The organism is Microcystis sp. MC19 (assembly GCF_003019735.1).
GTDB lineage: Bacteria > Cyanobacteriota > Cyanobacteriia > Cyanobacteriales > Microcystaceae > Microcystis.
Genome location: NZ_CP020664.1, coordinates 2,351,271 through 2,378,036 on the forward strand (window position 1 = coordinate 2,351,271; position 26,766 = coordinate 2,378,036).

25 protein-coding genes and 2 pseudogenes are annotated in these 26,766 nt (G+C 39.2%); 9 read left to right on the plus strand and 18 right to left on the minus strand.

All coding sequences use genetic code 11. The annotated features are described in order from the left end of the window. Window positions 1-245 precede the first annotated feature (245 nt). From hypF to B5D77_RS11890, 3 genes are all read right to left on the minus strand, one after another. Window positions 246-2,510: a carbamoyltransferase HypF gene (hypF, locus tag B5D77_RS11880; RefSeq protein WP_106908883.1), complete on the minus strand. Its 2,265-nt coding sequence runs from the start codon at window positions 2,508-2,510 to the stop codon at window positions 246-248. A 50-nt stretch (window positions 2,511-2,560) separates the two neighbouring features. Then, window positions 2,561-3,235 (minus strand): hypothetical protein, encoded by a 675-nt coding sequence (locus B5D77_RS11885; RefSeq protein ID WP_008207088.1) that lies wholly within the window; start codon window positions 3,233-3,235, stop codon window positions 2,561-2,563. Window positions 3,236-3,334: 99 nt separating this feature from the next. Next, window positions 3,335-3,673 carry a hypothetical protein gene (locus B5D77_RS11890; protein WP_254053074.1) on the minus strand — a complete coding sequence of 113 codons (339 nt, stop codon included), beginning with the start codon at window positions 3,671-3,673 and terminating at the stop codon, window positions 3,335-3,337. 1,001 nt (window positions 3,674-4,674) lie between these two features. Here B5D77_RS11890 and hisN point away from each other — a divergent pair. Further along, complete coding sequence (gene hisN, locus B5D77_RS11895; protein WP_008206599.1) at window positions 4,675-5,481, plus strand: histidinol-phosphatase; 807 nt, start codon at window positions 4,675-4,677, stop codon at window positions 5,479-5,481. A 48-nt stretch (window positions 5,482-5,529) separates the two neighbouring features. Here the strand turns inward: hisN and rpe are convergent, their stop codons facing one another. Then, window positions 5,530-6,237, minus strand: coding sequence for a ribulose-phosphate 3-epimerase (gene rpe, locus B5D77_RS11900; RefSeq protein WP_008206602.1), 708 nt, complete (start codon window positions 6,235-6,237; stop codon window positions 5,530-5,532). Between the two features lie 294 nt (window positions 6,238-6,531). Between rpe and B5D77_RS11905 the strand changes: the two genes are divergently transcribed. From B5D77_RS11905 to B5D77_RS11915, 3 genes and pseudogenes are all read left to right on the plus strand, one after another. Beyond that, window positions 6,532-6,720, plus strand: coding sequence for a hypothetical protein (locus B5D77_RS11905; protein ID WP_106908884.1), 189 nt, complete (start codon window positions 6,532-6,534; stop codon window positions 6,718-6,720). Window positions 6,721-6,777: 57 nt separating this feature from the next. Next, window positions 6,778-7,841 (plus strand): ISKra4 family transposase gene (locus B5D77_RS11910; RefSeq protein ID WP_106908108.1). Its coding sequence is split into 2 segments (ribosomal slippage): window positions 6,778-6,934 and window positions 6,934-7,841, totalling 1,065 coding nucleotides; the frame shifts between segments, so codons are not numbered across the junction. Between the two features lie 54 nt (window positions 7,842-7,895). After that, window positions 7,896-8,138 (plus strand): annotated as a pseudogene (locus B5D77_RS11915) (hypothetical protein); the annotation flags it as partial. Window positions 8,139-8,196: 58 nt separating this feature from the next. On the opposite strand, the gene B5D77_RS11920 reads toward B5D77_RS11915, so the two are convergent. The 4 genes from B5D77_RS11920 to B5D77_RS11935 all read right to left on the minus strand — a co-directional run bounded on the left by B5D77_RS11920 (window position 8,197) and on the right by B5D77_RS11935 (window position 9,861). Continuing rightward, window positions 8,197-8,478, minus strand: coding sequence for a type II toxin-antitoxin system mRNA interferase toxin, RelE/StbE family (locus B5D77_RS11920; RefSeq protein WP_008207104.1), 282 nt, complete (start codon window positions 8,476-8,478; stop codon window positions 8,197-8,199). Next, complete coding sequence (locus B5D77_RS11925) at window positions 8,475-8,690, minus strand: hypothetical protein (protein ID WP_002782275.1); 216 nt, start codon at window positions 8,688-8,690, stop codon at window positions 8,475-8,477. The genes B5D77_RS11920 and B5D77_RS11925 overlap by 4 nt, the downstream gene beginning before the upstream one ends. Before the next feature lie 299 nt (window positions 8,691-8,989). After that, window positions 8,990-9,664: an HAS-barrel domain-containing protein gene (locus tag B5D77_RS11930; protein ID WP_002759297.1), complete on the minus strand. Its 675-nt coding sequence runs from the start codon at window positions 9,662-9,664 to the stop codon at window positions 8,990-8,992. Between the two features lie 2 nt (window positions 9,665-9,666). Further along, on the minus strand, window positions 9,667-9,861 hold the full coding sequence (locus tag B5D77_RS11935; RefSeq protein ID WP_002759298.1) for an NAD(P)H dehydrogenase subunit NdhS: 195 nt from the start codon (window positions 9,859-9,861) through the stop codon (window positions 9,667-9,669). Window positions 9,862-10,201: 340 nt separating this feature from the next. Between B5D77_RS11935 and B5D77_RS11940 the strand changes: the two are divergent. Then, window positions 10,202-11,278, plus strand: a pseudogene (locus tag B5D77_RS11940) (IS630-like element ISMae25 family transposase); the annotation flags it as partial. A gap of 302 nt (window positions 11,279-11,580) precedes the next feature. Beyond that, the gene (locus tag B5D77_RS11945; RefSeq protein WP_104395285.1) at window positions 11,581-13,239 is read left to right on the plus strand and encodes an IS1634 family transposase; all 1,659 of its coding nucleotides are present in this window, start codon (window positions 11,581-11,583) and stop codon (window positions 13,237-13,239) included. A 613-nt stretch (window positions 13,240-13,852) separates the two neighbouring features. Here the strand turns inward: B5D77_RS11945 and B5D77_RS11955 are convergent. Continuing rightward, a complete protein-coding gene (locus B5D77_RS11955; RefSeq protein ID WP_002782277.1) occupies window positions 13,853-14,032 on the minus strand; it encodes a type II toxin-antitoxin system HicA family toxin in 180 nt (59 codons plus the stop codon). Further along, the gene (locus tag B5D77_RS11960) at window positions 14,029-14,247 is read right to left on the minus strand and encodes a type II toxin-antitoxin system HicB family antitoxin (RefSeq protein ID WP_002782279.1); all 219 of its coding nucleotides are present in this window, start codon (window positions 14,245-14,247) and stop codon (window positions 14,029-14,031) included. Before B5D77_RS11960 ends, B5D77_RS11955 begins: the two co-directional genes overlap by 4 nt. A gap of 432 nt (window positions 14,248-14,679) precedes the next feature. Between B5D77_RS11960 and B5D77_RS11965 the strand changes: the two genes are divergently transcribed. Beyond that, on the plus strand, window positions 14,680-15,231 hold the full coding sequence (locus tag B5D77_RS11965; RefSeq protein WP_106908885.1) for a transposase: 552 nt from the start codon (window positions 14,680-14,682) through the stop codon (window positions 15,229-15,231). Between the two features lie 194 nt (window positions 15,232-15,425). Continuing rightward, a protein-coding gene (locus tag B5D77_RS11970; protein ID WP_106908886.1) for an IS630-like element ISMae25 family transposase occupies window positions 15,426-16,603 on the plus strand; the annotation gives its coding sequence in 2 pieces (ribosomal slippage) (window positions 15,426-15,867 and window positions 15,867-16,603; 1,179 coding nt in all). Window positions 16,604-17,200: 597 nt separating this feature from the next. On the opposite strand, the gene B5D77_RS28080 is transcribed toward B5D77_RS11970, so the two are convergent. The 7 genes from B5D77_RS28080 to B5D77_RS12010 form a co-directional block, all read right to left on the minus strand. After that, a complete protein-coding gene (locus B5D77_RS28080) occupies window positions 17,201-19,117 on the minus strand; it encodes an RHS repeat-associated core domain-containing protein (protein WP_254053076.1) in 1,917 nt (638 codons plus the stop codon). Between the two features lie 124 nt (window positions 19,118-19,241). Continuing rightward, window positions 19,242-20,285, minus strand: coding sequence for an IS630 family transposase (locus tag B5D77_RS11980; protein WP_106908887.1), 1,044 nt, complete (start codon window positions 20,283-20,285; stop codon window positions 19,242-19,244). A gap of 125 nt (window positions 20,286-20,410) precedes the next feature. Beyond that, on the minus strand, window positions 20,411-20,845 hold the full coding sequence (locus tag B5D77_RS11985) for a hypothetical protein (protein WP_106908888.1): 435 nt from the start codon (window positions 20,843-20,845) through the stop codon (window positions 20,411-20,413). A gap of 35 nt (window positions 20,846-20,880) precedes the next feature. Further along, a complete protein-coding gene (locus tag B5D77_RS11990; RefSeq protein WP_106908889.1) occupies window positions 20,881-22,533 on the minus strand; it encodes a hypothetical protein in 1,653 nt (550 codons plus the stop codon). Between the two features lie 9 nt (window positions 22,534-22,542). After that, window positions 22,543-23,400, minus strand: coding sequence for a hypothetical protein (locus B5D77_RS11995; protein ID WP_106908890.1), 858 nt, complete (start codon window positions 23,398-23,400; stop codon window positions 22,543-22,545). A 38-nt stretch (window positions 23,401-23,438) separates the two neighbouring features. Beyond that, window positions 23,439-25,406, minus strand: coding sequence for a serine/threonine-protein kinase (locus B5D77_RS27205; RefSeq protein WP_253882680.1), 1,968 nt, complete (start codon window positions 25,404-25,406; stop codon window positions 23,439-23,441). A gap of 147 nt (window positions 25,407-25,553) precedes the next feature. After that, window positions 25,554-25,715: a hypothetical protein gene (locus tag B5D77_RS12010; RefSeq protein WP_159036962.1), complete on the minus strand. Its 162-nt coding sequence runs from the start codon at window positions 25,713-25,715 to the stop codon at window positions 25,554-25,556. Window positions 25,716-25,747: 32 nt separating this feature from the next. Here B5D77_RS12010 and B5D77_RS12015 point away from each other — a divergent pair, with 32 nt between their 5' ends. Beyond that, on the plus strand, window positions 25,748-26,245 hold the full coding sequence (locus tag B5D77_RS12015; protein WP_002785544.1) for an HNH endonuclease: 498 nt from the start codon (window positions 25,748-25,750) through the stop codon (window positions 26,243-26,245). Here the strand turns inward: B5D77_RS12015 and B5D77_RS12020 are convergent. Continuing rightward, window positions 26,242-26,595, minus strand: coding sequence for a hypothetical protein (locus B5D77_RS12020; protein ID WP_008207134.1), 354 nt, complete (start codon window positions 26,593-26,595; stop codon window positions 26,242-26,244). The genes B5D77_RS12015 and B5D77_RS12020 overlap by 4 nt on opposite strands. Window positions 26,596-26,766: the final 171 nt, after the last annotated feature.

Sequence of the window (26,766 nt, forward strand, 5' to 3'; positions counted from 1 at the left end):
GGTTGCGCTTGCTTTGGTTTAACCTGAGCGACTTAGTTTTTGCTGCGCTTTTTTCTGGCTTGAGATTTTAGGTTCGACAGCAACTCCTTGATTGTTTTTTGAGTTACCCCTTGACAATCAAGACAGTCGCTACGTTCATCTATTTGTAGGATGGGTTAGCGGTAGCGTAACCCATGCGGGCGTTGGGTTTCATACTTCAACCCAACCTACGTTCATGTTATATTTAATTCCACCCACCTACTTATCTAGAACTGTTTGAGTTGAGAAAAAGCTCCGATAATTTGACCGAGGCTAATACCACCATCATTAGTGGGAACAGTTTGCTGCCAGTAGGGTTGAAATCCCGAAGCTTGTAGGCGATTAATTGTTCTTTCCGTCAGATAACGATTTTGAAAACAGCCTCCCGTCAGGAGAATTTTTTCTCTACCTATTTTGTGTGCAATTTCTACAATAATCTCACATAAACTATTATGAAATTTAGCGGCAATTATGCCGATTTGTACTTGTTTTTCTAAATCTTCAACAACTCCTAAAATTATCTGATTCCAATCAATAACTATGGGGGAGTCGGCGGACAAAGAAAAATGATAATATTCCTCCGTTTTAATGCTCTCAAGGGCAAATTCTAGCTGCATTGCTGCTTGTCCCTCAAAACTTAATTGATAACATAAACCTAGAATCGCCGCCACACCATCAAACAAACGCCCGACACTAGAAGTTAAAGGACAATTAATTTTTTTGGTTAACATTTGCCTAAAAATAGACCATTCCTGTTCACTAAAAGCTGATTTTATCCTATCAGTATTTTCCATAACTTCTAGTAATCCTAAAGCCACTCGTCTGGGTTCTTTAACTGCTTTTTCTCCTCCAGGTAATGGCCAGGTTTTAAAATGGGCGATTCGCTGCCAAGAATCGGCAGCAATATGGATAAATTCTCCCCCCCAAATTGTGCCGTCTAAACCGTATCCTGTTCCATCCCAAGCAACCCCTAAAACCGGAGGTTGTAGCTGATGCTCTGCCATGCAGGATAAAACGTGAGCGTAATGGTGTTGAATGGGAATAACGGGCAAATTTAAGCTATAAGCGTACTTGGTTGCTAGATATTCAGGATGAGCATCACAGGCAATAACTTCGGGTGCAAACTCGTATAATTTTTTTAAACTATCGAGGATATTTTTAAAATGATTGACGGCATTAACTGTATCTAAATCGCCGATATGTTGACTAATAAAAACTTGATTTTTTTGGTAGATAGCCACGGTATTTTTAAAATAACTTCCCACGGCCAGAATCGGGGGAAAATCTCCCTCATTAACTTTAACTGGAAAGGGAGCATATCCCCGCGCACGGCGCAAAATCATCGCTTTTCCCGCCATTTCCCTGATAATAGAGTCATCCACTGGTCGAAGGATGGGACGATTATGAACTAGAAATAAATCGGCGATTTTTCCTAATTTTTCTAAAGCTTCTTTTTCCTCAATACAGATAGGTTCATCGGCTAGATTACCACTGGTTGCTACAACAGGAAAGCCTAATTCTGCCAATAAAAGATGATGTAGGGGAGTATAGGGTAACATGACTCCTAGGTAGGGATTACCCGGAGAAACGGCAGCAGAAAGATAATTTTTTCGCTGTTTAATCAGGACAATTGCCGCAGCAGGAGACTGCAATAATTGCGATTCTAAAGAAGATACATAACCGTGGTTTTTCACTAACTCAAGATTAGGATACATCACGGCAAAAGGTTTATCTGGTCGCTGTTTACGTTGTCGCAATTTTTGCACTGCTTCCGTATTTCTTGCATCGACAACTAGGTGAAATCCTCCTAATCCTTTGATCGCTATAATTTTTCCCTGTTTAATTGCTCGAGCGGTGGCGATTAAAGCTTGATCTTTTTCCGCTAATACAGAGCCTTGACTATCTAAAATACTAATTTGGGGTCCGCAACGAGGACAGGCATTCGGTTGGGCATGAAAACGGCGATCCAGAGGGTTTTCGTATTCCCTTTGACATTCGGGACACTGATTAAAACCCCTCATAGTTGTGGCACTCCGATCATAGGGTAACCTCTCGATAATACTGTAGCGAGGACCGCAGTTAGTGCAGTTAGTAAAAGGATAGCGATAACGACGATTATTGGGGTCAAAAATATCGGCTAAACAATCGGGACAAGTGGCTAAATCGGGCAGAACAATTGTATTTTTTTCACCGCCGCTACTGTGACGTATGCTAAAGTTTTGATAACCGATGGGATTTAACCATTGAGTCTCAATATTTTCAATTAGCGATTGAGGGGGTTTTTCTAAAGATAATCGATTCAAAAAAGTTTCTAGTTTGTCTCGATTGCCCTCGACTTCAATAAAAACTCCCGCTGCTGTATTATTCACCCAACCAGTTAGGTTTAATTCCGTTGCTAATCGATAAACAAAAGGACGAAAACCGACTCCTTGTACTGCTCCGCGCACAATTAAAGCTAATCGCTGCTCGGATTGAATGCTCTGATTATTCATAAATAATTTAACGGGGAAATCATCAAATCTATCCCTGATTACTTTTCCCGTTATACTAAACTTTCACTAATCACCCGACAGCATTCTTCCACACTGGCCCTTTTTTCCATAGCTATCACTAAAGCTTGATAGGCAGTCTGTTGTTTTTCTAAAAGAGTTTTTGCCTGTAATAAACTCCAGCGCTCTTTTTGGGCATAATTATTCTCAGGAACCCCCGCTAATTTTAAGGCCGATTGCAGATAAAATCGATCGCTTTCTCCCCCTGCCGCTTTACCATAAACTAAGGTTTCGGCAGCAATTCCCGCCATCCACACCGTAGAAATTCGCTCTAAAAAAGCAGGAAAATCGGTAAAATTCTTGACTTTTTGCTCTAAATCTGCTAGGTCAAATTGAACACCGCCGACTCCCTCCTGGCCTTGACGAAAGGCTTCCCAGGCGGTCAAACTATAACTGGCGATCGGAATGCCCAAAATATAAGCGGTGAGAAAATGTCCGGCTTCGTGGTAAATAACTCTTTGACGGTGTTTACTAGGAGAAAGAGCATCCAGTAGTAAAGTCACGCCCCGGTTATTAAAGGTGAGAGTATCAACGGTAACTAATCCCAAGAGGCTAAAAGTAGCCAAAGCGGGGACAAAAGGCGAAATAGACAGCAAAGGGGTGACAAATACGGAAAGAGTGATCGAAAAAACGGTAATCGCGATCAGATTTAAAGCTGTCTGTTCCATAAAAATTAATAAAAATATACAAATGCTTAATACTATGTTACATTGCCTAGTTTTATTTTCCCCGAATCAACCAACCAATTACCCCACCCACAAAAGCAGTCACATCCATACCTCCCCAATTTTTTCAGCTAAATCGGGAATTTTTCCCACGGATGCCTCGATGAGTTGCACTCTTGCATTTAAACCCGTGATTTTTGCGTCTAAAGTCCTGATTTCTCCCTTAATTTCCGTCTGTCCTATCTCTAAGACCTGAATTTCTCTTTTGATCTCTCCGATGCTATTCTCGATCGCTTTTTGTCCATTCTCCAAAGAGGTTAAACGAGTCTCGATCGCTTTTTGTCCATTCTCCAAAGAGGTTAAACGAGTTTCGATCGCTTTTTGTCCGTTGATAATCAGATTTTCTAACCTTTTTAGGTCATTTTCCGTAAAAGCCGTCATCAGCTAAACTCCTAATAGATTAATTTTTTCTCGTCTTGAGATTGAGTCGATCGTTGACTAATTTAATTATGGAGTCAAAATCAAGCTGTTACCCATTGATAGTTCTAGGTTCGACGCAGCAATAGGGATTTAGGGTGATAGGCAAATTTCCCCCACTTCCCCAATTCCCCACTTCCCCTTTACCATAAATAAACATTATTGTTTTCCTGTATGGATAACTTTTATTGATGAATATTGATCGCACTATGCAAGAGGCAATAGGGATTTAGGGTGATAGGCAAATTTCCCCCACTTCCCCCATCTCCCCACTGATAATTCATAATTCATAATTTATAATTCATAATTCCCCACCTCCCCTTTACCATAAATAAACATTATTGTTTTCCTGTATAGATAACTTTTATTGATGAATATTGATCGCACTATGCAAGAGGCAATAGGGATTTAGGGTGATAGGCAAATTTCCCCCACTTCCCCCATCTCCCCACTGATAATTCATAATTCATAATTTATAATTCATAATTCCCCACCTCCCCTTTACCATAAATAAACATTATTGTTTTCCTGTATGGATAACTTTTATTGATGAATATCGCTCGCACTATCCAAGAGGCAATAAGTATTTAGGGTGATAGGCAAATTTCCCCCACTTCCCCCATCTCCCCACTGATAATTCATAATTCATAATTTATAATTCATAATTCCCCACCTCCCCTTTACCATAAATAAACATTATTGTTTTCCTGTATGGATAACTTTTATTGATGAATATCGCTCGCACTATCCAAGAGGCAATAAGTATTTAGGGTGATAGGCAAATTTCCCCCACTTCCCCCATCTCCCCACTTCCCCACTTCCCCACTTCCCCACTTCCCCACTTCCCCACTTCCCCACTTCCCTACTTCCCCACTTCCCCACTTCCCCACTTCCCCACTTCCCCACTTCCCACACTCCCTACTCCTGTCTCCTGTCTTCTAAATTCTGCTGTATTGTTTCCCCTCATGAATATCGATCGCACTATCCAACTAGCTCATCAATTAGCGGACGCTTCTGGAGAGATTATCCGGCGCTATTTTCGGCAGCCCCATCTAGAAACCGAGACCAAACTCGAGCAAGTTTCCTCAATAGTAACAATCGCCGATCAAGAAGCTGAGGAGGCGATGGTGGCGATTATTCGGCGAGAATTGCCTGAAGATGGGGTTATTCGAGAAGAAGGAGCCAATATTCCCTCCCAAAGTGGTCGTTATTGGGTATTGGATCCGATCGATGGCACATCCTCTTTTGTCAAAGGATTGCCTATTTTTGGGACTTTAATCGGCCTAGTGGCAGAAAATCAACCGATTTTAGGAATTGTCGATCAACCGATTTTAGGCGATCGCTGGTTAGGAGTGAAGGGAAAAGCGAGTCTTTATAATAACCAGATGATTGTTAATCCCTACCGTCAAGATCGAGAACTTGTCTTAAAAAATGCCTGTTTAGCCTCCACCACTCCCTTAATGTTTATCACAGAACGACAACAGGCGATCGCTCGTCAGCTGCAAAGCGTCTGTAAACGTACCGCTTTTGGGGGTGATTGCTATAACTATATGATGTTAGCCACCGGCTGCACTGCCATGCCGATGGTCATCCTAGAATCAGACCTGAAATACTACGATTTTTGTGCTTTAATCCCGATTATTGAAGGTGCGGGCGGAATAATTAGCGATTGGTCAGGTAATCCCCTAAAAGCTGATTCTAGCGAAGTTTTAGCCGTCTCTAATTCCGGTTTATGGCGGCAGGTTTTAGAACAAATCAGTAGAGTGGGTTAGTGCGAATGCCAAGATAATTAGTCAACAGCTAACCCACCCCCGCGGCAATTAAACGGTGGCTAATTGAGGTTGGGGACGTTTGCTGTGACGGATACCTTCGATCGCCGCCGCGTAATCGGGGGCATTAAATACCGCCGAACCTGCTACAATCGCATTAGCGCCCGCTTCGAGAACTTGCCAAGTATTAGCCGGTTTTAAGCCGCCATCCACTTCAATCCAGGGATCCAAGCCTTTTTCATCGCACATTTGGCGTAATTGACGGATTTTGGGGACAACTTCCGGGATAAAACTCTGGCCACCAAAACCGGGGTTAACGCTCATAATTAGGACTAAATCGCACAAATGCAGCACGTATTCGATTAAATCTAGGGGAGTGGAGGGATTTAATACCACACCCGCTTGTTTACCGAGTTCGCGGATTTGGCAAAGAGTACGATGGAGGTGGGGAGAAGCATTATGTTCAGCGTGAACAGAAATAATGTCAGCACCCGCTTTCGCAAAGTCAGCCACATATTTTTCTGGTTCGACGATCATTAAATGCACATCTAAAGGTTTTTTCGTATAGGGACGAATAGCGGAGACAATCAGGGGTCCAATGGTGATATTCGGGACAAAACGACCATCCATCACATCAACGTGAATCCAATCGGCTCCTGCCTTATCCACAGCCTCGATATCGGCTCCTAATTTACTAAAATCCGCCGATAGGATCGAGGGAGAGACAACGATCGACTTCGAGCTTCCGTTTTGGGTCATGGCTAACTATAGAATTTCGTGTTTATATTTTCGTAACAATCTTATCAGCAATCAGTGATCAGTGATCACTAATCGGATTTGAGTTTTCAGTCGGGGTAATCCCAGAGCATTTTGTATAAATTGTAACAGACAAAAATTTTTAATTGTTGTATAGCAATAACCGCTACTGACAATCAATCATTTCTACTCTAGAATAAAAGATATTGCAATCCCCGTTAGGGAATTTATTAGAAACTTGAGGTATATAAGTGTGACATAATCACAGTTTTGCATTTAACCTTCATAACCTGAAATATGAATATCATTGACGCTTTAAATCTCAAAAACCCCCAAGATTACCCCTCTAGAGAAGCTTATCAGCAAGACGTTGTCAAAGCGGTACAGGTCTTAATGCGTTGGGAGCATCTCACTTATGCAATGAGTATTAATACTTATAGCAGTCAAAAACTAGAAAATCTTCAACTTGATCACAAAGAGAAATGAGATTATAATAGTTATAACTTACAATTCAGAATAGCTCTCGATGGGAGGAATAATTCAATGTTATCAGAAAATGAAAAAAGAATTAAAGAGTTATGTCAAGAGTTAGGGCAATGTCTCTATGAGCAATCCCAAATTAAGAAATTTAATAACTTGGGAGAGATAGAGGAGACAGTCAGAGATTTAATGATTCATTATGTTAACCCAGAAATCGGTATTTTTTTGTCAAAACAAGCACAGAAGAAACTGCCGGTCGGACGAGAAAAGTGAAAAGTATTTTGGGGGAATTACCAATTACAGAAAAACAAGCGAAAAAATTAGAAATAAAGTCTCGGACTCAGATGAGTCCAATGTTAGAGAAGAACTGTTTGCTATTAAGTGGCGATGAATCCTACGAAAAATCGGCGCAGAAAATCAAATCATTGACAGGGATTGCTGTTTCTCACAGTACCCAACAACGCCTCGTACATCGATATGCTTTTGAAGAATTACCGTCTAACCCAGAAGTGGAAGTGGAAGAAATGAGCCTAGATGGCGGTAAGGTACGACTAAGAACTGCCAAGGGAAAAGCCTTAATTTGGCGTGATTATAAAGCAGTGAGTTTTCATCAACTGGGGGTAGCGGCTTTTTTTCAAGATAACTCAGCTTTATTAGATTTGGTTAATTCTCAAGTTTTGGCCAAGCCTTTAATTTGTTTAGGAGATGGACATGATGGTATCTGGAATTTATTTCGTGAGATCGGAGAGAAACAGGAAAGAATTGAAATATTGGATTGGTATCATTTAATCGAAAACCTCTATAAAGTTGGCGGGTCATTCCAGCGAATTGAGGAGGTAAAATGTTTTCTATGGAAGGGGGACGTGGACGCCGCTATCTCTTGTTGTGAAGGATGGTCAGAGCCGCAAGTTGAGAATTTTATTACTTATTTAAACAAGCATAAACATCGAATTGTCAATTATGGTTATTTGCAGGCAGAGGGGATTTCCATTGGCTCTGGCTCCGTCGAATCAAAAATTAAACAAATTGCTCATCGTCTTAAAATTACTGGTGCAAGTTGGCAATCTTGTAATGTACCGCAAGTCCTTCGTCATCGCTGTGCTTATCTAAATGGTTGCCTTTTTTAACTTTTTTATTGATCTCATTAAGCATTTCTACTTATTGCAAAGGTGAGATGCTCCCTAATGCGTTTAGGTATTATGGATAGTCCCTCGGCCGATTTAACCGCTTCCCTAGACTCTATCCTTGAGAAATTACAAGAGGATGAACTGGCTATCTACGGTAGAAAACGCAGTAAACAAGAAATTATCGCCGATTTAAAGCAAGTTAATAGTGAAATTGTCGAACTCGATCCAGAAATAGCTGACTTAGAATGGCAAATTGCGCTCAAAAAAGCTGAAATAGCCGTTAATGAAGCATCTTAGGGTTTTTTATCTTGATTCTGTTTCGGTTTCTCCAAACTGAGCGCAATAATCATCCGCACTAATAAACTTCATCGTGAGTCCCAATTGACTCCAAAAGAATTGCCTGTTTCTGCTCATATTCAACGAATTTAAAGACAATTCTTAAATCATAGCCCACACTACAAGCATAAGAGTCTTTAAGCTCCCCTTTTAATTTGTGTGTTCTTAATCGAGGTTGAAATGGATCTACGGATAATAAAGCTAAAGTTTCTTGGATATTTTGAGCTAAAAAAGCCTGTTTTTTCACAATTTTTCGAGCATTTCTAATAAATATATTGGAGCGTAATAAAACAAAATTCACGAAAGGATTTCCTCCATGATTTGTTCAGGTGTCAGGGGTTGACATTGACCTTGTGCAAATTCTTGTTGAGCTTCTTGAACATCTCTAAACAACTCTGTTCTTTTTTGATCTCGAAGACGATTCTGTAAAATATGAATGAGATTTTCTTGATCTTCAAGGGGAAGTTGCTCGGCTGCTTCTAAAATCTCTGCAAAGGTTGTTTGTATTGCCATTTTCCTAAGGGGCGATCGATTAAACTATCTAGAATTTACAATCAAGGCTAAAAATAGCGAGAGTTAACGCATAAACATTCATTATATCGATATTTTTTGTCTAGTCAACCCAGAGAACAAAAAAACAGAAACTTGACCTATATTCACTGGGTAGAGAATGTTATCTAGAAACATTCCCGACATTTCCGAGAATGGCCAAGGGTTGCTGATTTTTTTCTTAACCACAAAGAGACAAAGGACACAAAGAGAGGGAGTAAGGGATTTCCACCACTCTCAGAGCGCCAAGAGAGCCGAATCATCTAAGGACTAATATGAATTTGACTGAGAATATAACGCAAGCGATCATAATCATCCTTAAGTAAAACACTTAACTGTCTGCCCACATTCACTAACCATTGTCGATCGGCTTGACGCAATTGATACATCTGACGGATAGAAGCAGCTGCCAAAGCTTCCACGGGAGTATTCTTGACCTGTAATAAAATTCGTAAAAAGTCTAATTGTTCACTAAAATAAACCACTTCTAACGACTCACATTGATAAACCGCCTGATGAATTTGTGGGGGACGGGGAGGAATATATTGATAGATATAACCTCGCCCGGCACCATTGCCATTAAATTGTCCTGGCAGGGTTTCAAAACCGACAATAGTTGCCCGAAATTCCGTTTTTAACATAGCGAAAATCTGCGGCTGTTGTTCCCGCAATTCAGCCAAAGATAACCCCAAAGCTCTAGCGCGATGTACCGAATCGATGGGTGCAGTGGTGGCAAAGGTGACAATCCCAAAAATCTTATTACCCGTTTCTTCATCGTAGGCTTTCACCCAACTACCAAAAGCAGGCATAAAAGGGAAGTTTAACTCCTCTGGTTCCAAACATTGCGCTAAAAACTCGGTCGTCGTCGTCTCGATAACTTCGGCGATATGATCGGGATGGCGGTTATCCGTGGCCAATTGCGGTAAGGGTGGACGCATGGTTATTTTTTGCCTTTAGCCGGGGCAATAATTACTTCTTCTAATTCCGAGAGATTAAAGGTGACTAACTTATCCCAGTTACCCCCCTCAAAAAGAACGGCCACTTTCCCATCGCTTAAACGCTGGGCTAAACCTTCAAATTTATAGTAGGTATCATCGGGATTGGTGACTCGAACGGTACTACCTGGCAAAATCATAGGATTGACGATGAAATTATAATTACTGTCTCTTAGCTTATCAAAAATTAGTGATCAGGGAGTCGTGACTTACCCCTACCTTCTGTTATCCTTCTTAGGCAATACGTCCCTGTTCTCTACCCGATCAGGCGATCGCAATTCGTTCCTCAGGCGACAATTGTTGTACTGCTTAAATAAGCTGTTCTAAAGTTAAGGGAATGGTTCCCATCGATTTTGCTTTAATAATTTATAATTCGCTCTATTTAACTCTCAACACGAGCTACAGGAGATCGCAATAACTACTAGTGGACTGTTTCAGCTAAAATAGGGCAATAGCTCGAACAAGCAGAGGACATCAATCATGGGAAGAGGTCGGCGAGATAAAGTCAATCTAACAGGGGAACAAAGAGAAAACCTCGAACAAATCAGTCGTAATGGCTATGCACCGGCTAAAAAAATTCTCCACGCTCGGATTTTGCTGATGTGTGACGAGGGAGAACAGGCGAAAAGAAAATGGACAGATGAAGAAATAGCCGAAGCTTTAGAGGTCCATAGAAATACAGTGGGACGTATTCGTCAAAGATTTCTTCAAAAAGGCGAAAAACCAGCATTAGAACGGAAATCGAGAAAAACTCCCCCCACTCCAGCAAAAGTTGATGGAGCCGCCGCTGCCCAAATCATTGCCCTGTGCTGTTCGGAGCCACCATCTGGCCGAGCCGAGTGGACAATCCGACTATTAACCTCGGAACTCAAACAAAGACAAATTATCACCGAGATTTCCAGTCCAACGGTGTGGCGTACTCTAAAAAAAAACCAATTACGCCCTTGGAAAACCCAAAGATACTGTATTCCGGAACAGGATTTAGCCCGATTTGTTGCCCAGATGGAAGTTGTCCTTGACCTGTATGGCACTCAGCCATCGGAAGAAGAACCGTTAATTGCGATGGATGAAGCATCAAAGCAACTACTTGGAGAAGTTTACCCTCCGATACCCATGCAACCTGGACAAGATAAAAAAGAAGACTATCACTATAGTCGTGAAGGGGTTCAAGCCTTGTTCATGTTTTTTGACCCCCATCGAGGATGGAGACGGGTGAGTAACCGAGATAGTCGAACCCGAATAGATTGGGCAGAAGAAATTCGTCAATTATTGGATGTGGACTATCCAAAGGCTCGAAAAGTCAAGCTCGTCTGTGATAATCTCAACACTCATAACATAGCCTCGCTTTATGAAGCATTTCCAGCACCCGTTGCTCATCGTTTAGCTAGAAGACTGGAAATTTATTACACACCTCGTAATGGTAGCTGGTTAAATGTAGCCGAAACTGAACTAAGCGTCTTATCGAGGCAATGTTTAGATAGAAGGATTTCTAGCAAGGAAGAACTGAAAAGGGAGATAGAAACATGGCAAAAAGAACGTAATCAGACTGCATCTACAGCCCACATTCCGCACCCTCAACTGTCACAGATCAAAAAAGCCATTAAAGTAGTACATAATAACTAAAATTAATTCAAAGGTTAAAAGGGTTAATGAGAATATATAGCATTAAAAGGGGTATGGAGCGAGAAAGAGAAAATTCAAGAGAAAAAAATAATTGTTCAGAAAACAAGAAATAATTGATTACAATAAGTAGTCGTGCAAAATTAATTTCCTAGTGAAGATAGGCAAGAGGCAAGAGCGGGGTTAGATATGTGTAATTAATTTTGCTTAGGTACTTAGAAGTAGTGGAGGAATCTGTTGTGAAATTAAAACCCCAAGAAATAGAAATTCAGAACATAGACCATCTAGGGATAGTGGCAGGAATAATAGACTCAATCGGAATAGTAGAAATAATAAACGAATTGATAGGAGTCGAAAAAGACGAAAAAGTAAATGCAGGTCAAGTAGTAAAAGCCATGATAATCAACGGGTTAGGATTTGTTTCCAAACCCTTATATATGTTTCCCGAATATTTTGAAACAATCGCCTGTGAACATCTAATAGGAACAGGAGTAAAACCAGAATATCTCAACGACGATAAATTGGGGAGAGTCATGGATAAACTATTTATAAAAGGATTAGATACAATATTTTTCATCATCGCAGTAAAAGCCGCCCAAAAATTTGGAGTATCACTATCAACATCACATCTAGACTCATCATCAATCCACGTACATGGGCAGTATAACACTAGCTTACCAGAAGTAATATTTGAGAATCAAAAAATAGGAAATAACCAAGAATTAGAAGAAATAGCAGTAAAATCACCAAAAGAAATAACCATCACTTATGGTTATTCTCGTGACCATCGGCCGGACTTAAAACAGTTCATCATAGAAATGATATGTTCAGGAGATGGAGACATCCCAATATTTTTGAAACTAGCATCAGGAAACCAAGCAGACTCATCATGTTTTGGTCAAATAGCAGTAGAATATCACAAACAATTAGAAGTTAATAGTCTCATGGTTGCTGACTCTGCCTTATATACAGAATCAAACCTGAAAATGATGTCAGATTTACAGTGGTTATGTCGAGTACCATTAAGCATAAAAGCAGCAAAATCATTAATATCAACAATACCAGAATCAGAATTTATTGATAGTACAATACCAGGATATAAATTAGTATCAAAAACCGAAAATTATGCAGGAATAGAACAAAGATGGTTAGTAGTACAAAGTCAAGAAAGAAGAGAATCAGACCTGCGTAAACTAACCCAAAAAATTACCAAAGCCGAATCAAAAGCGGTTCTTGATTTGAAAAAGTTATCACAAGAGAGATTTGCTTGTGAAGCAGATGCTATCAAGGCATTATCAAAATTATCAACCCAGTTCAAATATCACCAAATTAACGAAAGTAAGGTTACTCCAGCCAAATCTAATAAAAAAGATTCTCTAAATGAAATATCCTACCAAATATCAGCTACAGTCTGCCAGGATGAAAGTAAAATTAATACAGAATTGCTGAGTGCAGGATGTTTTATTATTGCTACGAATGTTTTAGATTCACAGGAACTTAGTGATGATTCTATGCTCAGGGAATATAAAGCTCAACAATCATGTGAACGGGGGTTTGGTTTTCTCAAAGACCCATTATTTTTTGCCGATAGTATTTTCCTTAAAAGTCCTGAGAGAATAGAGTCTATGGGAATGATTATGGGTTTATGTCTCTTGGTTTATACATTGGCTCAACGTCAAATTAGAAATGCTCTGAAAGAGTCTAAATCAACAATTAAAAATCAATTAGGTAAAGCAACTAATTCCCCTACTTTACGCTGGATTTTTCAATGCTTTCATTGTATTCATTTGATTACACTTAATCAGGAGGAACATATTTCTAATTGGAATAAGGACAGAGATTTTATCTTGCGTCTTTTACCAGATGATTGTTTACGTTACTATCAATTAGCCACCTAATTATTATCTCTATCAATTTAATTTCTATGAGTGAACATGAGCTAATATCTTTGATTTATAGCTCCACTTTACTATGTCTATAATTTAGTTTTTTACTTTAATTGATTAGTCTAAATTATGATTTATCTCTTGGATTTCTTCTTTTATTTATCTGTTGACTCCTCTAGGTGGTGTTAATTCTTATTGCTCCTTATTGAGAATAGGTTTTGATGCCATTTTTGGTGCTTTACTGTTTCTCAAATGCCTTTTTTCGCTCCTTATGTTTATTTTTATGCTCACTTTGATTTTTTCTCTCCGTAATTTCTCTCTGTGACAGCTTAGGGTGCGGAATGTGGGCTACAGTAATATGGACGTTTACGACCAGCGATGCCAGGGTCAAGCTGAAACATCTTTATCCTGTGTTTGAGGAGGAGGAATCGGGAGAATCTATTGCACCAAATTAGCTGAAACAATCCACTAGGATGCGCTTTTCGATAGCGTAACGCACCAATTTAATAATAAAGTTAGTGCGCGGGCCGCGGATTGTTAATTTTGGTTTTTTATCAGAGATTATCACCGCAAACACGCACCCAACAAGATCGGTGTACTGCTAGGCATTGCCTTCGGCATCGCACTATTGAGCATTCAGGTTTCTGAGAATTTTTTGTGCTAAAAATTCTTTGATTTCTGTATGTCGTGGTACAGCTTCAATCACCCCAGTTTGAGGGTTAATCCAAAGAGAATGAGAAGCGCCCTCTCGCTTAAGATAACAACCAGCTTTCCGCAACTTTTTTTCTAATTCTTGACGTTTCATGGAATGGAAATTGTCTCCTCGATCGCTTCTTTTGATAGTCCTCGACGAATATCAGCCAAACGATCTTCAAAAATTAGTTGAATAGCACTTTTTAAGCTTTCTTTGGCTTCTTCAATGGTTTCTCCTTGACCATTTGCACCTAGTACTTCAGGACAAATCGCCCAGTATCCCCCTTCTGTTGCTGCTTCAATGATGGCGGTGAATTCTCCTTTCATGATAATCTCCTTTGATAATTTATGAATTAGCGAGCTGCTACGCAGTGCCTTCAACATCGCACTCTCAATCAAAATATCACAAGATCACGACACAAGATTAGAGCATCATGGGGATGATATTGGGTTTCGTTCCTCAACCCAACCTACAAGATCGGCGATCGCACTAATTCGTAGGGTGTGTTAGCGATAGTTGCTCTATGAGTCAATAGTCAGCAACGAAAGTAGTAAAATGTAGTGGACTGTTTCAACTAAAATAGGGCAATAGATTTCGGCTTAAAGTCTTAGATTATAGAATTTATAGCATTTTTCTAATACACCAAATTAGCTGAAACAGTCCAGTAGGGTGCGTTAGACGGCAACAATCTCTGCTCTTACTTAGGATTAGCAATCCGTCGTAACGCACCACCCACCAGATATATTAAAGATAGAATAATGCCTAATTATAGAAGACCTAATGTTTCTGGTGGTACTTATTTTATCACCCAAGTTACTTATCAACGTGAACCCTGGCTCTGTAGTGAAATTGGACGGAAGGCTCTCAGAGAAGCTCTTCACAAGGTAAGAGAAAAACATCCTTTTTTAATTGATGCTTTTGTTTTGTTGCCAGATCATTTTCATTGTTTGTTAACTTTGCCACCAGAAGATAAGGATTTTTCTATGAGATTGCGATTGATTAAAACGTATGTCACCAAGCATTATGCAGAACAATTAGGTATTAATCGAGAAGTTTCTCAGTCACGAATAAAGCGCAGAGAGAGCAATCTTTGGCAGCGTCGCTATTGGGAACATTTGCTTCGAGATGAAAGAGATTTTGCTCTGCATTGTGATTATATTCATAATAATCCCGTAAAACATGGATTATGTGCGAATCCGCAAGATTGGCAGTTTTCGAGCATCCATCGGTTTATCGCTCAGGGAATTTATCCGCCTAATTGGGGGAGCGATGGGATTAAAGAAATACCAACAGCAATTTGGGATGAATAATTTAATTATCAATTCTCGCAGGGTGCGCCATTCGATAGCGTAACGCACCAATTTAATAATGAAGTTGATGTGTTACAGCCGATTGTTGATTTAGTTTTTTAACAGAGATTATCGCCGCAAACAAAAACATAAATCGTAGTGGACTGTTTCAGCTAAAATAGGGCAATAGCTCGAACAAGCAGAGGACATCAATCATGGGAAGAGGTCGGCGAGATAAAGTCAATCTAACAGGGGAACAAAGAGAAAACCTCGAACAAATCAGTCGTAATGGCTATGCACCGGCTAAAAAAATTCTCCACGCTCGGATTTTGCTGATGTGTGACGAGGGAGAACAGGCGAAAAGAAAATGGACAGATGAAGAAATAGCCGAAGCTTTAGAGGTCCATAGAAATACAGTGGGACGTATTCGTCAAAGATTTCTTCAAAAAGGCGAAAAACCAGCATTAGAACGGAAATCGAGAAAAACTCCCCCCACTCCAGCAAAAGTTGATGGAGCCGCCGCTGCCCAAATCATTGCCCTGTGCTGTTCGGAGCCACCATCTGGCCGAGCCGAGTGGACAATCCGACTATTAACCTCGGAACTCAAACAAAGACAAATTATCACCGAGATTTCCAGTCCAACGGTGTGGCGTACTCTAAAAAAAACCAATTACGCCCTTGGAAAACCCAAAGATACTGTATTCCGGAACAGGATTTAGCCCGATTTGTTGCCCAGATGGAAGTTGTCCTTGACCTGTATGGCACTCAGCCATCGGAAGAAGAACCGTTAATTGCGATGGATGAAGCATCAAAGCAACTACTTGGAGAAGTTTACCCTCCGATACCCATGCAACCTGGACAAGATAAAAAAGAAGACTATCACTATAGTCGTGAAGGGGTTCAAGCCTTGTTCATGTTTTTTGACCCCCATCGAGGATGGAGACGGGTGAGTAACCGAGATAGTCGAACCCGAATAGATTGGGCAGAAGAAATTCGTCAATTATTGGATGTGGACTATCCAAAGGCTCGAAAAGTCAAGCTCGTCTGTGATAATCTCAACACTCATAACATAGCCTCGCTTTATGAAGCATTTCCAGCACCCGTTGCTCATCGTTTAGCTAGAAGACTGGAAATTTATTACACACCTCGTAATGGTAGCTGGTTAAATGTAGCCGAAACTGAACTAAGCGTCTTATCGAGGCAATGTTTAGATAGAAGGATTTCTAGCAAGGAAGAACTGAAAAGGGAGATAGAAACATGGCAAAAAGAACGTAATCAGACTGCATCTACAGTAATATGGACGTTTACGACCAGCGATGCCAGGGTCAAGCTGAAACATCTTTATCCTGTGTTTGAGGAGGAGGAATCGGGAGAATCTATTGCACCAAATTAGCTGAAACAATCCAGTAGGGTGCGTTAGCCAAAGCGTAACGCACCAATTTAATGATGAAGTTGGTGCGTTACGGCGGATTGTTAATTGAGGTTTTTTAACAGAGATTATCGCCGCAAACAAAAACATAAATCGCAGTGGACTGTTTCAACTAAAATAGGGCAATAGATTTCGGCTTAAAGTCTTAGATTATAGAATTTATAGCATTTTTCTAATACACCAAATTAGCTGAAACAGTCCAGTAGGGTGCGTTAGCGAAAGCGTAACGCACCAATTTAATGATGAAGTTGGTGCGTTACGGCGGATTGTTAATTGAGGTTTTTTAACAGAGATTATCGCCGCAAACAAAAACATAAATCGTAGTGGACTGTTTCAGCTAAAATAGGGCAATAGATTTCGGCTTAAAGTCTTAAATTATAGAATTTATAGCATTTTTCTAATACACCAAATTAACTGAAACAATCCAGTAGGGTGCGTTAGCGACAGCGTAACGCACCAATTTAATGACAAAGTTGGTGCGTTACGGCGGATTGTTAATTTGAGTTTTTTATCAGAAATTATCGCCGCCTAACGCACCCTACAAGATCAGGCGATCGCACTTTATAATTTATAACATTTTATAAAAGAGTCTATTACGTTGAATAAACTTAAAGCGGCAGCACTTTTTAGGGTTGCAGATACACTTCCCAGAATTACAGCTACTATTGCACCCACTATTGCACCTCTAGCGGTTGCCAAAAGAAGTTCTTTCCCTGAAATATCCTTGGCTAAATATTGACAAGTAAACTCTCGTGTAAAGTTAACTACAGCACCAATTATGATACCATACTCCATTAAAGACACCTCCCCACTAGGATCGATCGCATTTACCGGATTAACCCCAGCGTATAAATAATCATGCAAGGTTATCGGCTGATTATTGTAACCCTCAAACGGATCAACGGAAGCAAAACGTCCAGTATTAGGATCATAATACCTTGCTCGTAAATAATAACCATCCACTGCCTCATCAAACTGCTCACCCGCAAACAGATAATTATTATCTGCATCCCCGACTTTACGGGTTAAATTACCATAAGCATCATAATCATATTCTACAATGACAGAACCATTATTACCCGTCATTAAACGAGTGCTACCTAAACCATCCACTTGATAGTAAATCCGATTTGCACCGTCCTCTTGAGAGATTAAATCCCAACCGTGAGTATAGGTAGTATTAACTGTACCATTAGTTTGATATTCCTCAATCACTTGGGCGTATTGCTGTTGATTATTGTCGATTAAGAAGCGAGTCACCTCACCATCCACATCAATCGCCACTCGGATACCATTATGATCATATTCAAACTCAATGCGTCCGGTTTCGCCGTTTTCCGTGACTTCTACTGCGGTTAATTCACCCTTAGCATTCCACTCATAATTAGTGGTAGTTGCGCCATTTTCTACCTTAGCAAGGAGATTACCCTCATCATCGTATTGATATTGGGTAACATTTCCGCCAAGAATTTCTTTTAACAATCTGTCGTTTTTATCATAGTTATAGGTGGTTTTACCTGCCACTGAATCGACTTTTTCTAAACGATTTCCTACTGCATCAAAACTATAAGTAATCGTTTTGTTACCTGCTACAGTGTCAGTAATTTTCTCTTGGGTTAAACGATAGAGATTGTCATAATTGTACTCCACAGTGCGACCATCATTTTCTACCACTTTCACCCGATTACCCATTGCATCTAGGGTATAAGCATAACTAGAAATAATACCCGTAGAGTTGCGGTTTTCGAGATAGGTTAAGCGATTTAATAAGTCATATTGTTGATTTTCAATCACCCCATTGGGGAAGACTGTTTTAATCAAATTACCCACCGCATCATAATCGTAGTCTGTTACTCCATTATCGGCATCTTTAACAGTATCAAGGCGATTCAACCCATCATAAGTATAAGTAGTTGTGCCTGAAGGTACGGTTAAGGTAAGAATATTACTAGCCTTGTCGTAAGTATAGCTAATAGTACGGTTATCGGGTTCGGTACGACTAATTAACCTGTCACGCTCATCATAAACATAATTTGTCATCCCTCGGTTATCGATAACGGTAGCTAATTCCCCCGTCAAGGTATAGGTAAAGGTTTCCGTAGCTGTACCATCAGAGAAAGATTTTTCGGTTAACCAGTTACGCTCATTATATTTATAGGTGGTGACTGCTCCGTTAAAGTCGGTTACTTTAATTAAATTACCGATTTTATCGTGAATTGTCTCGTTACGTTGTCCACCAGGTAAGATGGTAGCTTTTAGACGGCGTAAACTGTCATATTCAAACTTAGTGATGTTACCATTTGCGTCTTTTTGCTCGATTAAATTACCCACTAAGTCATATTTATACTCAGTGCGTTGATTTAAAGCATCAATTACCGCCGTTAGTCTTCCTAAAGCGTCATATTCATAATTAGTGGTATTTCCTGCTAAATCGGTTTCTGCTATCACTCGTCCTAAAGGATCATAAGTGGTAGTCATTACCGTATTATTAGCATAAGTTGTGGTAAGAAGACGATCAAGCTCGTCATAATCATACTCAGTGATGCGCCCTAACGCATCTGTTTTGGCAATTTGTCGCCCGTCTGCATCATAATTATATACTTTAGACGTTCATAATCTGAGATTTATTAAACTTCTGAAATCGTAGAGTCAGCAAGGAATCCAGTTCTTTTTTATGTTTCAGATGGGCATCATTCAGACATTCATAAATAGCTGAAGAAAAGTCAGAAAAGTTCTCATAATATTTACCATATAAACATTTCTTTTTGACAAATTTCCACAGCCTTTCAATTAAATTTAGATTAGGCGAATAAGACGGTAGATAGAGTAGCTCTATTGACAAAGAAAGAGCCAATTCTTCAACAATTTTACATTTCTGATAGCGGGCATTATCTAATACGAGAGTGATGGGAATCATTAGTCCTAAAGCAGCTATTTTTTCAAGAAGTTCACAGACTTGAGTTGCTGTAATATAAGTGTCATTCGTAACCAGAATAACTTCATGAGTTATTGCATTTAATGCTCCTAAAACATTGAAGCGTTTACGCCCGCTTGGTGACTTAACAAAAAGTCTCTCAAAACACCAAACAAAACCGAGAAATGCTCCCATGACGAAGTGAGCGGCATCAACAAAAAAAACAGCCCTTTTTCCTTCTTTAGCCTCATTTAGTCTGGGTTCTAGCTTTTTTTCTTTGTAGTCCTCTTGTTCATCTGGGTCAGCTTTAGAAGGAAGAGAACCTACTTTTAAACATTTCATTCCCATTGATTTTAAAAATTTTCTCACTTGGGTAGGACTTCGTTTTATTCCCGTCAATTCTTCTATCCTATATACAGCTTCATTTATTGTGGCTGGTGGATTTTTATCGAAGTATTTTTTGAGCGTTTCTTTTTGAGACTCTAATTCACTTTTAGGGCGATAGAAGTTGATTTCTTTTAATTTTTCTATTCCGCCTTCTTCATAATCTCGAAGATAGGTTAATAAGGTATTTGGCGAGATTCCTGCTAACTGACAAATTTTTTTGTGCGGTATCTTTTGGCTCTTTAACCAGAGAACTTCCATCTTCAGTTGAACCCGGGGATGGGGATGATGAAATCTTTCATAATACAGTGAGTTCTTTTCTTCTTCCGTGAATTCTAGGTTAATCATGTTTTTAATGAGTGCTTTGCTTCTAATTATGACTCTTAAACTATATTATTGTCCTTGAGTAAAAAATGCAAGTTGTAGCCGTGCAAAGTATAGCTAGTAATTTGATTGAGGGCATTAGAACCTACTCATCCTCCCCATTCAAACTCAAATTCAGGTTCAGGTAAAGTTTCAACTCCTAAATCTTGAGATTCCAATAGAGGAGTGTCATTAAGCTCAGGTTCAGGTTCAGGTTCAGGTTCAGGTTTTGCATAAGCTTCAGGTTGATCCTCTTCTTTGCATTTTATATCAATGGTTTTTATGTCGTTATCCCAAAATGGAGCATCCACTTCTTTTACAGAAATACTTTCAGGTTCACAACTTTTTGTATCTATAATAGTATTGTGTTGATTGCCTTCAAAAATATCTCCTTTTTGAGTAAAATTTTCGATGTTGGTCGTTTTTTCAGAGCTATCTTGATTAATATCTCTGCCAGCAAAGTTATCTGGACTATCTTGGGCCAAACGTTCAACGACATCCTCTGCCAAATGTTTGAAATTACTCCAAGTGCTTTTTTCTGACATGATTTATCACTCTCCTAAGTAAATAACTAAGATAATCATGGCTTATACTCGTCTAATCCTAGCACATAATCTACTAAATTTCTAGTCTGGGATGTGGCATCAGGGGCTAGGGCATCTTTAAGCAGAGTTTTAATATTAGCGAGTAGTTCATCCTCAAAATCTATCCAAAAAAGTTTGCGTTCTTCCTGAAGTTGAGGCGATTGTAAAAGTCCCGTAAAGCGACCACTCATTTGTAAGGATCGATTCGCTACACCTGGATTATCTTCTCCTAAAGATAATTCATAATCTTCTCTCTTTTCTAATCGTACTTTTGTAATTCCACTAGCATTAGGACTGTAACGCTGAATGGTGGGACTTATGGGTAAGTTAGGTAATCTATCACGCATTAGGTTGGTTAAAGTTGGGATTCCAGGACTTAAGGATAATAGGGTTTGGTAAACGTGCTTATTTTGTTCCCAACGTTTTTGATTGTCGGGAATAGTGGGAGCGACTTCAACTAAACCGACATTAAATTCTCGTAGATAGTCACCAGCAAGCCCCAATGTACCGACAGGAATCCGATGAGTTTCATCAAGAATAGCTAAGATTTTTTCACGGGGTTTATCATCTTTGGGTTGGGGATTTGGCCCTAGTTCCAGAATACGAGTGAGTAGGTTGTCTAAAAATAATGGACCAACAATATTTGATGATGATTTAGAGAGTGGTTGGCTTAAAATAACGAGGGCGCGATGATAAAGAATGTCATCCAAGTCAAGCATTTTTAAGTCTGGATGAGGTTCTGTATATTCTAATAAATCCTCATGGTTTAACATATCTTTAAAAAGTTGTACCCCCCGTCTTGTTAAAGTAAGTTGAGGCTGATTAAGATAGAAGAAATTGGCCATGTTAAGTTGTTGTTCAATATCTTCTAACAGTTGTAAATCTTTTGATTTTAAAGAGGTTTCCTGCCTTGCTGCATTCTCTTTTACTTTTTTTAGTTTTTCTTTGACTTTATCTGGAAAATACAATAGATGAACTAATTTTCTTAATGTTGGTATTTTTTCTGATTCAAAATTTTGAAGATATATTAACAGATATTCTGCAATTGTGGCCGCATTATAGACAACGGCAACTGTTTCACCATCCAGTTGATAATGCTCAACGATAACCTGAGCAATCATTGCAAAAAATTCGCGTCTATCTTGGGGATTGTTGAGATACTGCAATGGGTTAAAACAGCAGTTACCACGCGGCCAACGATAACAGATAATATCAGGAAATTTCTGTTGTAAGTAATCGGCAAGATCGGTAAATGCTGCGCCTTCTTTTCCGCCATTAATACCGCCTTTAGCTTCGCAAACAATGACAGTACCATACCACTTTAAAGCCCCTGAAATTAATCTTAATAATACGGTAGTTTTGCCAGACCCAATTGCTCCACCAATAAACAAATGAGTAGAAAGTAAATCTACAGGCAACCAAAAAGGGTATCTAGTTGTTGTTTCGGGATAGGATGCCGCTTGTCCTAAATAAATTTTGTTTTTTCCCGGTTTAATTTTATCGCCATCGTATGGATTATCAGCATTATCGTCATCAGAATTAAGATTTGCTAAGACTGACTGAAGACTTTGAGGAATCCGTTTAGGCGTTCCTAGATTATTACTGGGTTGAGCTAATAGGATTGGTTTAATGGGAGAAAGATCAGACATATTTTTATTTTAGGAAAATGGATCGTCACTGTTATCTTGATTATTATAATCTGTGGCAATTGTTGGTGACTGACCAAAGCGATTTGAGCGAGGAGTTTGGGTACGATCTACATTAAACTCTTCAAACGTACTACGAATTAAATTCTTAATTTCTCGCAAATCGGCATTCTGAAAGGAACCATCCGCAATTTTTTGAACAAGAAAGTTACTGATCGCATTTTCTATCGTACTTCCGAGGGTAGAATAATGAACTGTAATTTGTTGTTTTTGTCTTTCCATTTCTAACTCTATTTCACGAATAATATCTGCTCCTTCCGTCAACTCATTACGAGCTTTCACCAATTCTTCTTTATTTGCGGCAAATGTATCTGTGAGATAAATAGAGTCTTTATGATTAATTTTAAAACAGATCCAAAGAGCAAAGACACCTATCAATCCCCAAAAAGTAAATGAATTAAGATTATTTTGGATAAAGCCACCAAAGCTATTGTATTTAAAGAAGTTATCCCAGGTAATAGACTTAGCAATAAAAACCTTGACAATCAAGGAAATTAAATATGCTGTAAATTTTAACAGTGGAGGCAATAAGGCAATCCAAACAAAGATTTGTAGTAATGGGAGGATGCCATAAACATACCATTGTTTGATAATAATACCATCTTTATATTCTAGCAAGGCTGATTTATTTTTTCGGATTAACTGATCAATATTCCAAGCGTCAAAGGTTATTCGCATGGACGTGAGAATCTTTAGAAAGCCATCATCTTTGCAATGCTCCGCAAGACGAGTTATTTTATCTAATAAATTCAGGACTTTGTTTAAATTTTCAGGGTGAAATTTGGAGTTGACAGTGTATCTTACTACCATAAAAAATCCTTCAAGAAATGAGTAAATAAAGGCAAAAACTAAGGCTCAATAAGTTTTCGAGATTCTTGTTGACGGTATTGAGATTTAAGATACTGTAGTCTTAAGGGTGGATAAATTGATAATCCTGTTAATGAAACCGCAGATAAAACACTGGCTGTAAGAAGGTAAGTATTAAAACCACTAACAAAGCCTAAGCCTGTTGAAATGCCTAAACAAGAAGTTAATAAAATATATGAAGCGACTGTCCATTTATTTGTACATTGTTTTCCCTGTTTTTGACTGATCAATAATTCCTCTGAAAATTTTTTAATAGGATCAGAAAATATTCTTATGAAAACCACTAAGTAATGAAGCCCAAGGCCTACAATAGCGGCAAAAACAACAGAAATAGGTACACACAAAAAAAGACCTATCCATGTAAATATCCATGACCATGACCATGCAGAGATGCCTTGAAAAGCAGTCTTGAGAATAAACCCGAAATGTGTTGCCATGATGAAAAAATACATAATTAATGATGTAGCAATGTATGATATATCAAGATGATCCATACGATAACGATCATGATTTACAAAACTACGTCCGTAAAAGCCGAAAAAATCAAACAAATACTCTAACCATGTACACACAAAAGCTATTGGCAAACTTAAAAAAACAATAAAAACAGTTAGTCCCAATATAATGTTAGAAGCAAATATAATGTTGTTAGAAGCAAATATAATGTTAGAAGCAAATGAATTAGTAAGAATCCACCCATAGACATTAAACATTCCTACTGATGAAAAAGCTAAAAATACACCTAAACCTAACAACGCTAGATAGGGAGGAAAAGCAACATCAAATTTAATTTTTGCCGTTTGAATCGAAACATTAAAACGGATGCGCTCCTCCTTAGCATTACTTTCTAAAACAATTTCTCGCTGATAAAATTTATCTGCTTTGAGTTTACTTGTATCAATCGTAATCGTGCAAGTTACCTCTTCCTCATGGTGCGCTTCAAACCGTTTAGGAGTAATGCGAATCCAGACATGATCATCTGGTGTATGGGGGGGATCATTCGGATGAGGCGCAACATACCATTGCCCTTGTAAAATCGTCTCAGAAACCGTATTTTTTAGCGTAATTGTTTGGCTTAACTTTTCCCCTACTTTGCCAGCAACAAACCTCAATTCTGACTTATCAAAAGTAATATCAGGAATCCGAACAATATAAAGCGGTTGTAAAGCCTCTAAAGCCGTTTTTGCATCAGGAAAGCGATTCACTGGCTCAGGTTCAACCATTTTTTCCAGCCATTGAATAAACTTAAAACTAAACTTGGGAACCCGATCTTTAAAAATAATACGATTTGTGGAAAAATTGACTAATTTTCCAATATCGGATGTCTTAGTTTGGGTAATTAAACAGATTAAGGTTGCCCCTAAACCATACAAATCAGACGCTTCTGTTAACTTTTGATTATGAACTTGTTCTGGTGGCATAAATCCCAAAGTACCGCCCATCATGGTACTAAATGCCATTGTATTATTACCAATTCGTGCCAAACCAAAATCAATTAAATAAACCTTAATATTATCATCTACTAAAATATTTTCAGGCTTTAAATCTTTATGTATAATGATAGGAATCTGATTTTGTAAATAGATCAAGATTTCTAAAATTTGATTAGCAATATCCTTAATTTCTTCTGGGCTAAACGTGCGAGGTTTTGATAAAGGAGCGGCATTCTTATATTCCTGTACAAAACATAACCCATCCCCTGGATCAAATTTAGTCAGAAATTTTGGTATTCCTGGATGCTTTAACCCCCGCAGTACCTCAATTTCTCGCTCAATCGCCTTGTACTCATCCCAGTTGTTAGTTTTTGCAAAACAAAACTGCTTAATCACCACCGCTTGCTGTGAGTTAAGATCAAGAGCCTTATAGGTAATCCTGCCGCCTGTGGCATTGTTGTTCAGGCATTCTGTCACTTCATAACCAAATTGACGAAAATCGGGGAAAGTAGTCATGGATAGACCTCTCAGCGAAATAACTCAGGACATTTGCCCAGAGTCATTTCTGGCAAAAATGCCTTGTTTGAACGATGGTATCAAAAATTAGTGAAGTTTTCTACCTCTGGACATTTTTATTTTGAAAATATTGATCTCCCCCACCCGTCAAATCTTCCCAGTTAAGCTGCCAGATTTGCTAGGAGAAGATAGGGTGAGAGGCGTGACTTGAGGAAGCACCTCTACCAGATCGGCGATCGCAATGAAAAAAGCTCCCCACTTCCCCAACAGTGAATAATAGGTTCCCATCTCAGGGATCTGTGTTACCATGCGGGGTAAATTCAAGCGATCTCCAGACACCTATGAGCAAGGTTCTCGTGTTGAATGCCTCCTACGAACCGCTAAATATTACCAGTTGGCGGCGCGCGATCGTTTTGTTGTTGAAAGGAAAAGCTGAATCCCTAGAACATAACGGAAAAGTGGTTTGTCGTGACTTACCCCTACCCTCTGTTATCCGTCTTAGGCAATACGTCCGTGTTCCCTACAAGGAAATTCCTTTAACCCGTCGTAATATTCTTGAACGAGATCATCACACCTGTCAATACTGTCTCTACCGAGGTGAACAATTAACCATCGATCATGTGATTCCCCGTTCTCGCGGAGGGGGTGATACCTGGGAGAATTTAGTGGCGGCTTGTGTGCGTTGTAATGTGCATAAGGGCAATCGTACACCAAAAGAGGCCAATATGTCCCTGCGCGCCCAGCCGCGTCGTCCCTACAGTAGTCTCCACTTTGAGCTATTAAAGCACACTAGGGGGAATCACAATCACGAATGGCGTAAATATGTCATCGGCATTTAGGGTGAGAAAGGCATGGTGAAACCAAGACCAAAATTGATTCCCATGCCATTATTATTAGTCTGGGTGCGAGGATTGGCAACTCCCGTGCCTAGATAAACTGAACAACCAGGACAGGGGGAATTGACTCGGTAGCGCACCGCCATGGGATCATTGGGATCGGTGATGGTTACTCCCTGATGGTTTAAATCTTTAATTAGATTGGTGACGGGTTTGAAAAAATCGGCGCTGGGGGGTTGACTTGGTTGCAGTTCTAGGGTTTGTTCTTGGGAAGCAAGAACGATTTCCGAAGCGATAATTAGCATTAGAGAGGTGGTTAAGCCAAATAAACCCAGATTATTTTTGATCTTCATTTTTTTTTATCACCGAGAGATTGTTAATTTCTTCTGGTGAGAATTCTAGCGTTTTCTCGCGGGAAAGGAAACTAATCAGTAAAAAAAATTTACTAATTTCTAAGTACCTAAGCAAAATTAATTACACATCTAAGCCACTACTCCGTCAGACTTCTGGTGTGAGGAAACAGT

Coding starts and splice junctions, on each gene's coding strand:
- B5D77_RS11995 (WP_106908890.1), bottom strand. CDS start 23,400: ATGGTAGTAAGATACACTGTCAACTCCAAATTTCACCCTGAAAATTTA.
- B5D77_RS11980 (WP_106908887.1), bottom strand. CDS start 20,285: ATGATTAACCTAGAATTCACGGAAGAAGAAAAGAACTCACTGTATTAT.
- hisN (WP_008206599.1), top strand. CDS start 4,675: ATGAATATCGATCGCACTATCCAACTAGCTCATCAATTAGCGGACGCT.
- B5D77_RS11955 (WP_002782277.1), bottom strand. CDS start 14,032: ATGAAACGTCAAGAATTAGAAAAAAAGTTGCGGAAAGCTGGTTGTTAT.
- hypF (WP_106908883.1), bottom strand. CDS start 2,510: ATGAATAATCAGAGCATTCAATCCGAGCAGCGATTAGCTTTAATTGTG.
- rpe (WP_008206602.1), bottom strand. CDS start 6,237: ATGACCCAAAACGGAAGCTCGAAGTCGATCGTTGTCTCTCCCTCGATC.
- B5D77_RS11905 (WP_106908884.1), top strand. CDS start 6,532: ATGAATATCATTGACGCTTTAAATCTCAAAAACCCCCAAGATTACCCC.
- B5D77_RS12020 (WP_008207134.1), bottom strand. CDS start 26,595: ATGAAGATCAAAAATAATCTGGGTTTATTTGGCTTAACCACCTCTCTA.
- B5D77_RS11985 (WP_106908888.1), bottom strand. CDS start 20,845: ATGTCAGAAAAAAGCACTTGGAGTAATTTCAAACATTTGGCAGAGGAT.
- B5D77_RS11930 (WP_002759297.1), bottom strand. CDS start 9,664: ATGCGTCCACCCTTACCGCAATTGGCCACGGATAACCGCCATCCCGAT.
- B5D77_RS11965 (WP_106908885.1), top strand. CDS start 14,680: ATGCCTAATTATAGAAGACCTAATGTTTCTGGTGGTACTTATTTTATC.
- B5D77_RS12015 (WP_002785544.1), top strand. CDS start 25,748: ATGAGCAAGGTTCTCGTGTTGAATGCCTCCTACGAACCGCTAAATATT.
- B5D77_RS11925 (WP_002782275.1), bottom strand. CDS start 8,690: ATGGCAATACAAACAACCTTTGCAGAGATTTTAGAAGCAGCCGAGCAA.
- B5D77_RS11960 (WP_002782279.1), bottom strand. CDS start 14,247: ATGAAAGGAGAATTCACCGCCATCATTGAAGCAGCAACAGAAGGGGGA.
- B5D77_RS11890 (WP_254053074.1), bottom strand. CDS start 3,673: ATGACGGCTTTTACGGAAAATGACCTAAAAAGGTTAGAAAATCTGATT.
- B5D77_RS27205 (WP_253882680.1), bottom strand. CDS start 25,406: ATGACTACTTTCCCCGATTTTCGTCAATTTGGTTATGAAGTGACAGAA.
- B5D77_RS11885 (WP_008207088.1), bottom strand. CDS start 3,235: ATGGAACAGACAGCTTTAAATCTGATCGCGATTACCGTTTTTTCGATC.
- B5D77_RS11935 (WP_002759298.1), bottom strand. CDS start 9,861: ATGATTTTGCCAGGTAGTACCGTTCGAGTCACCAATCCCGATGATACC.
- B5D77_RS12010 (WP_159036962.1), bottom strand. CDS start 25,715: ATGGTAACACAGATCCCTGAGATGGGAACCTATTATTCACTGTTGGGG.
- B5D77_RS11990 (WP_106908889.1), bottom strand. CDS start 22,533: ATGTCTGATCTTTCTCCCATTAAACCAATCCTATTAGCTCAACCCAGT.
- B5D77_RS28080 (WP_254053076.1), bottom strand. CDS start 19,117: ATGACTACCACTTATGATCCTTTAGGACGAGTGATAGCAGAAACCGAT.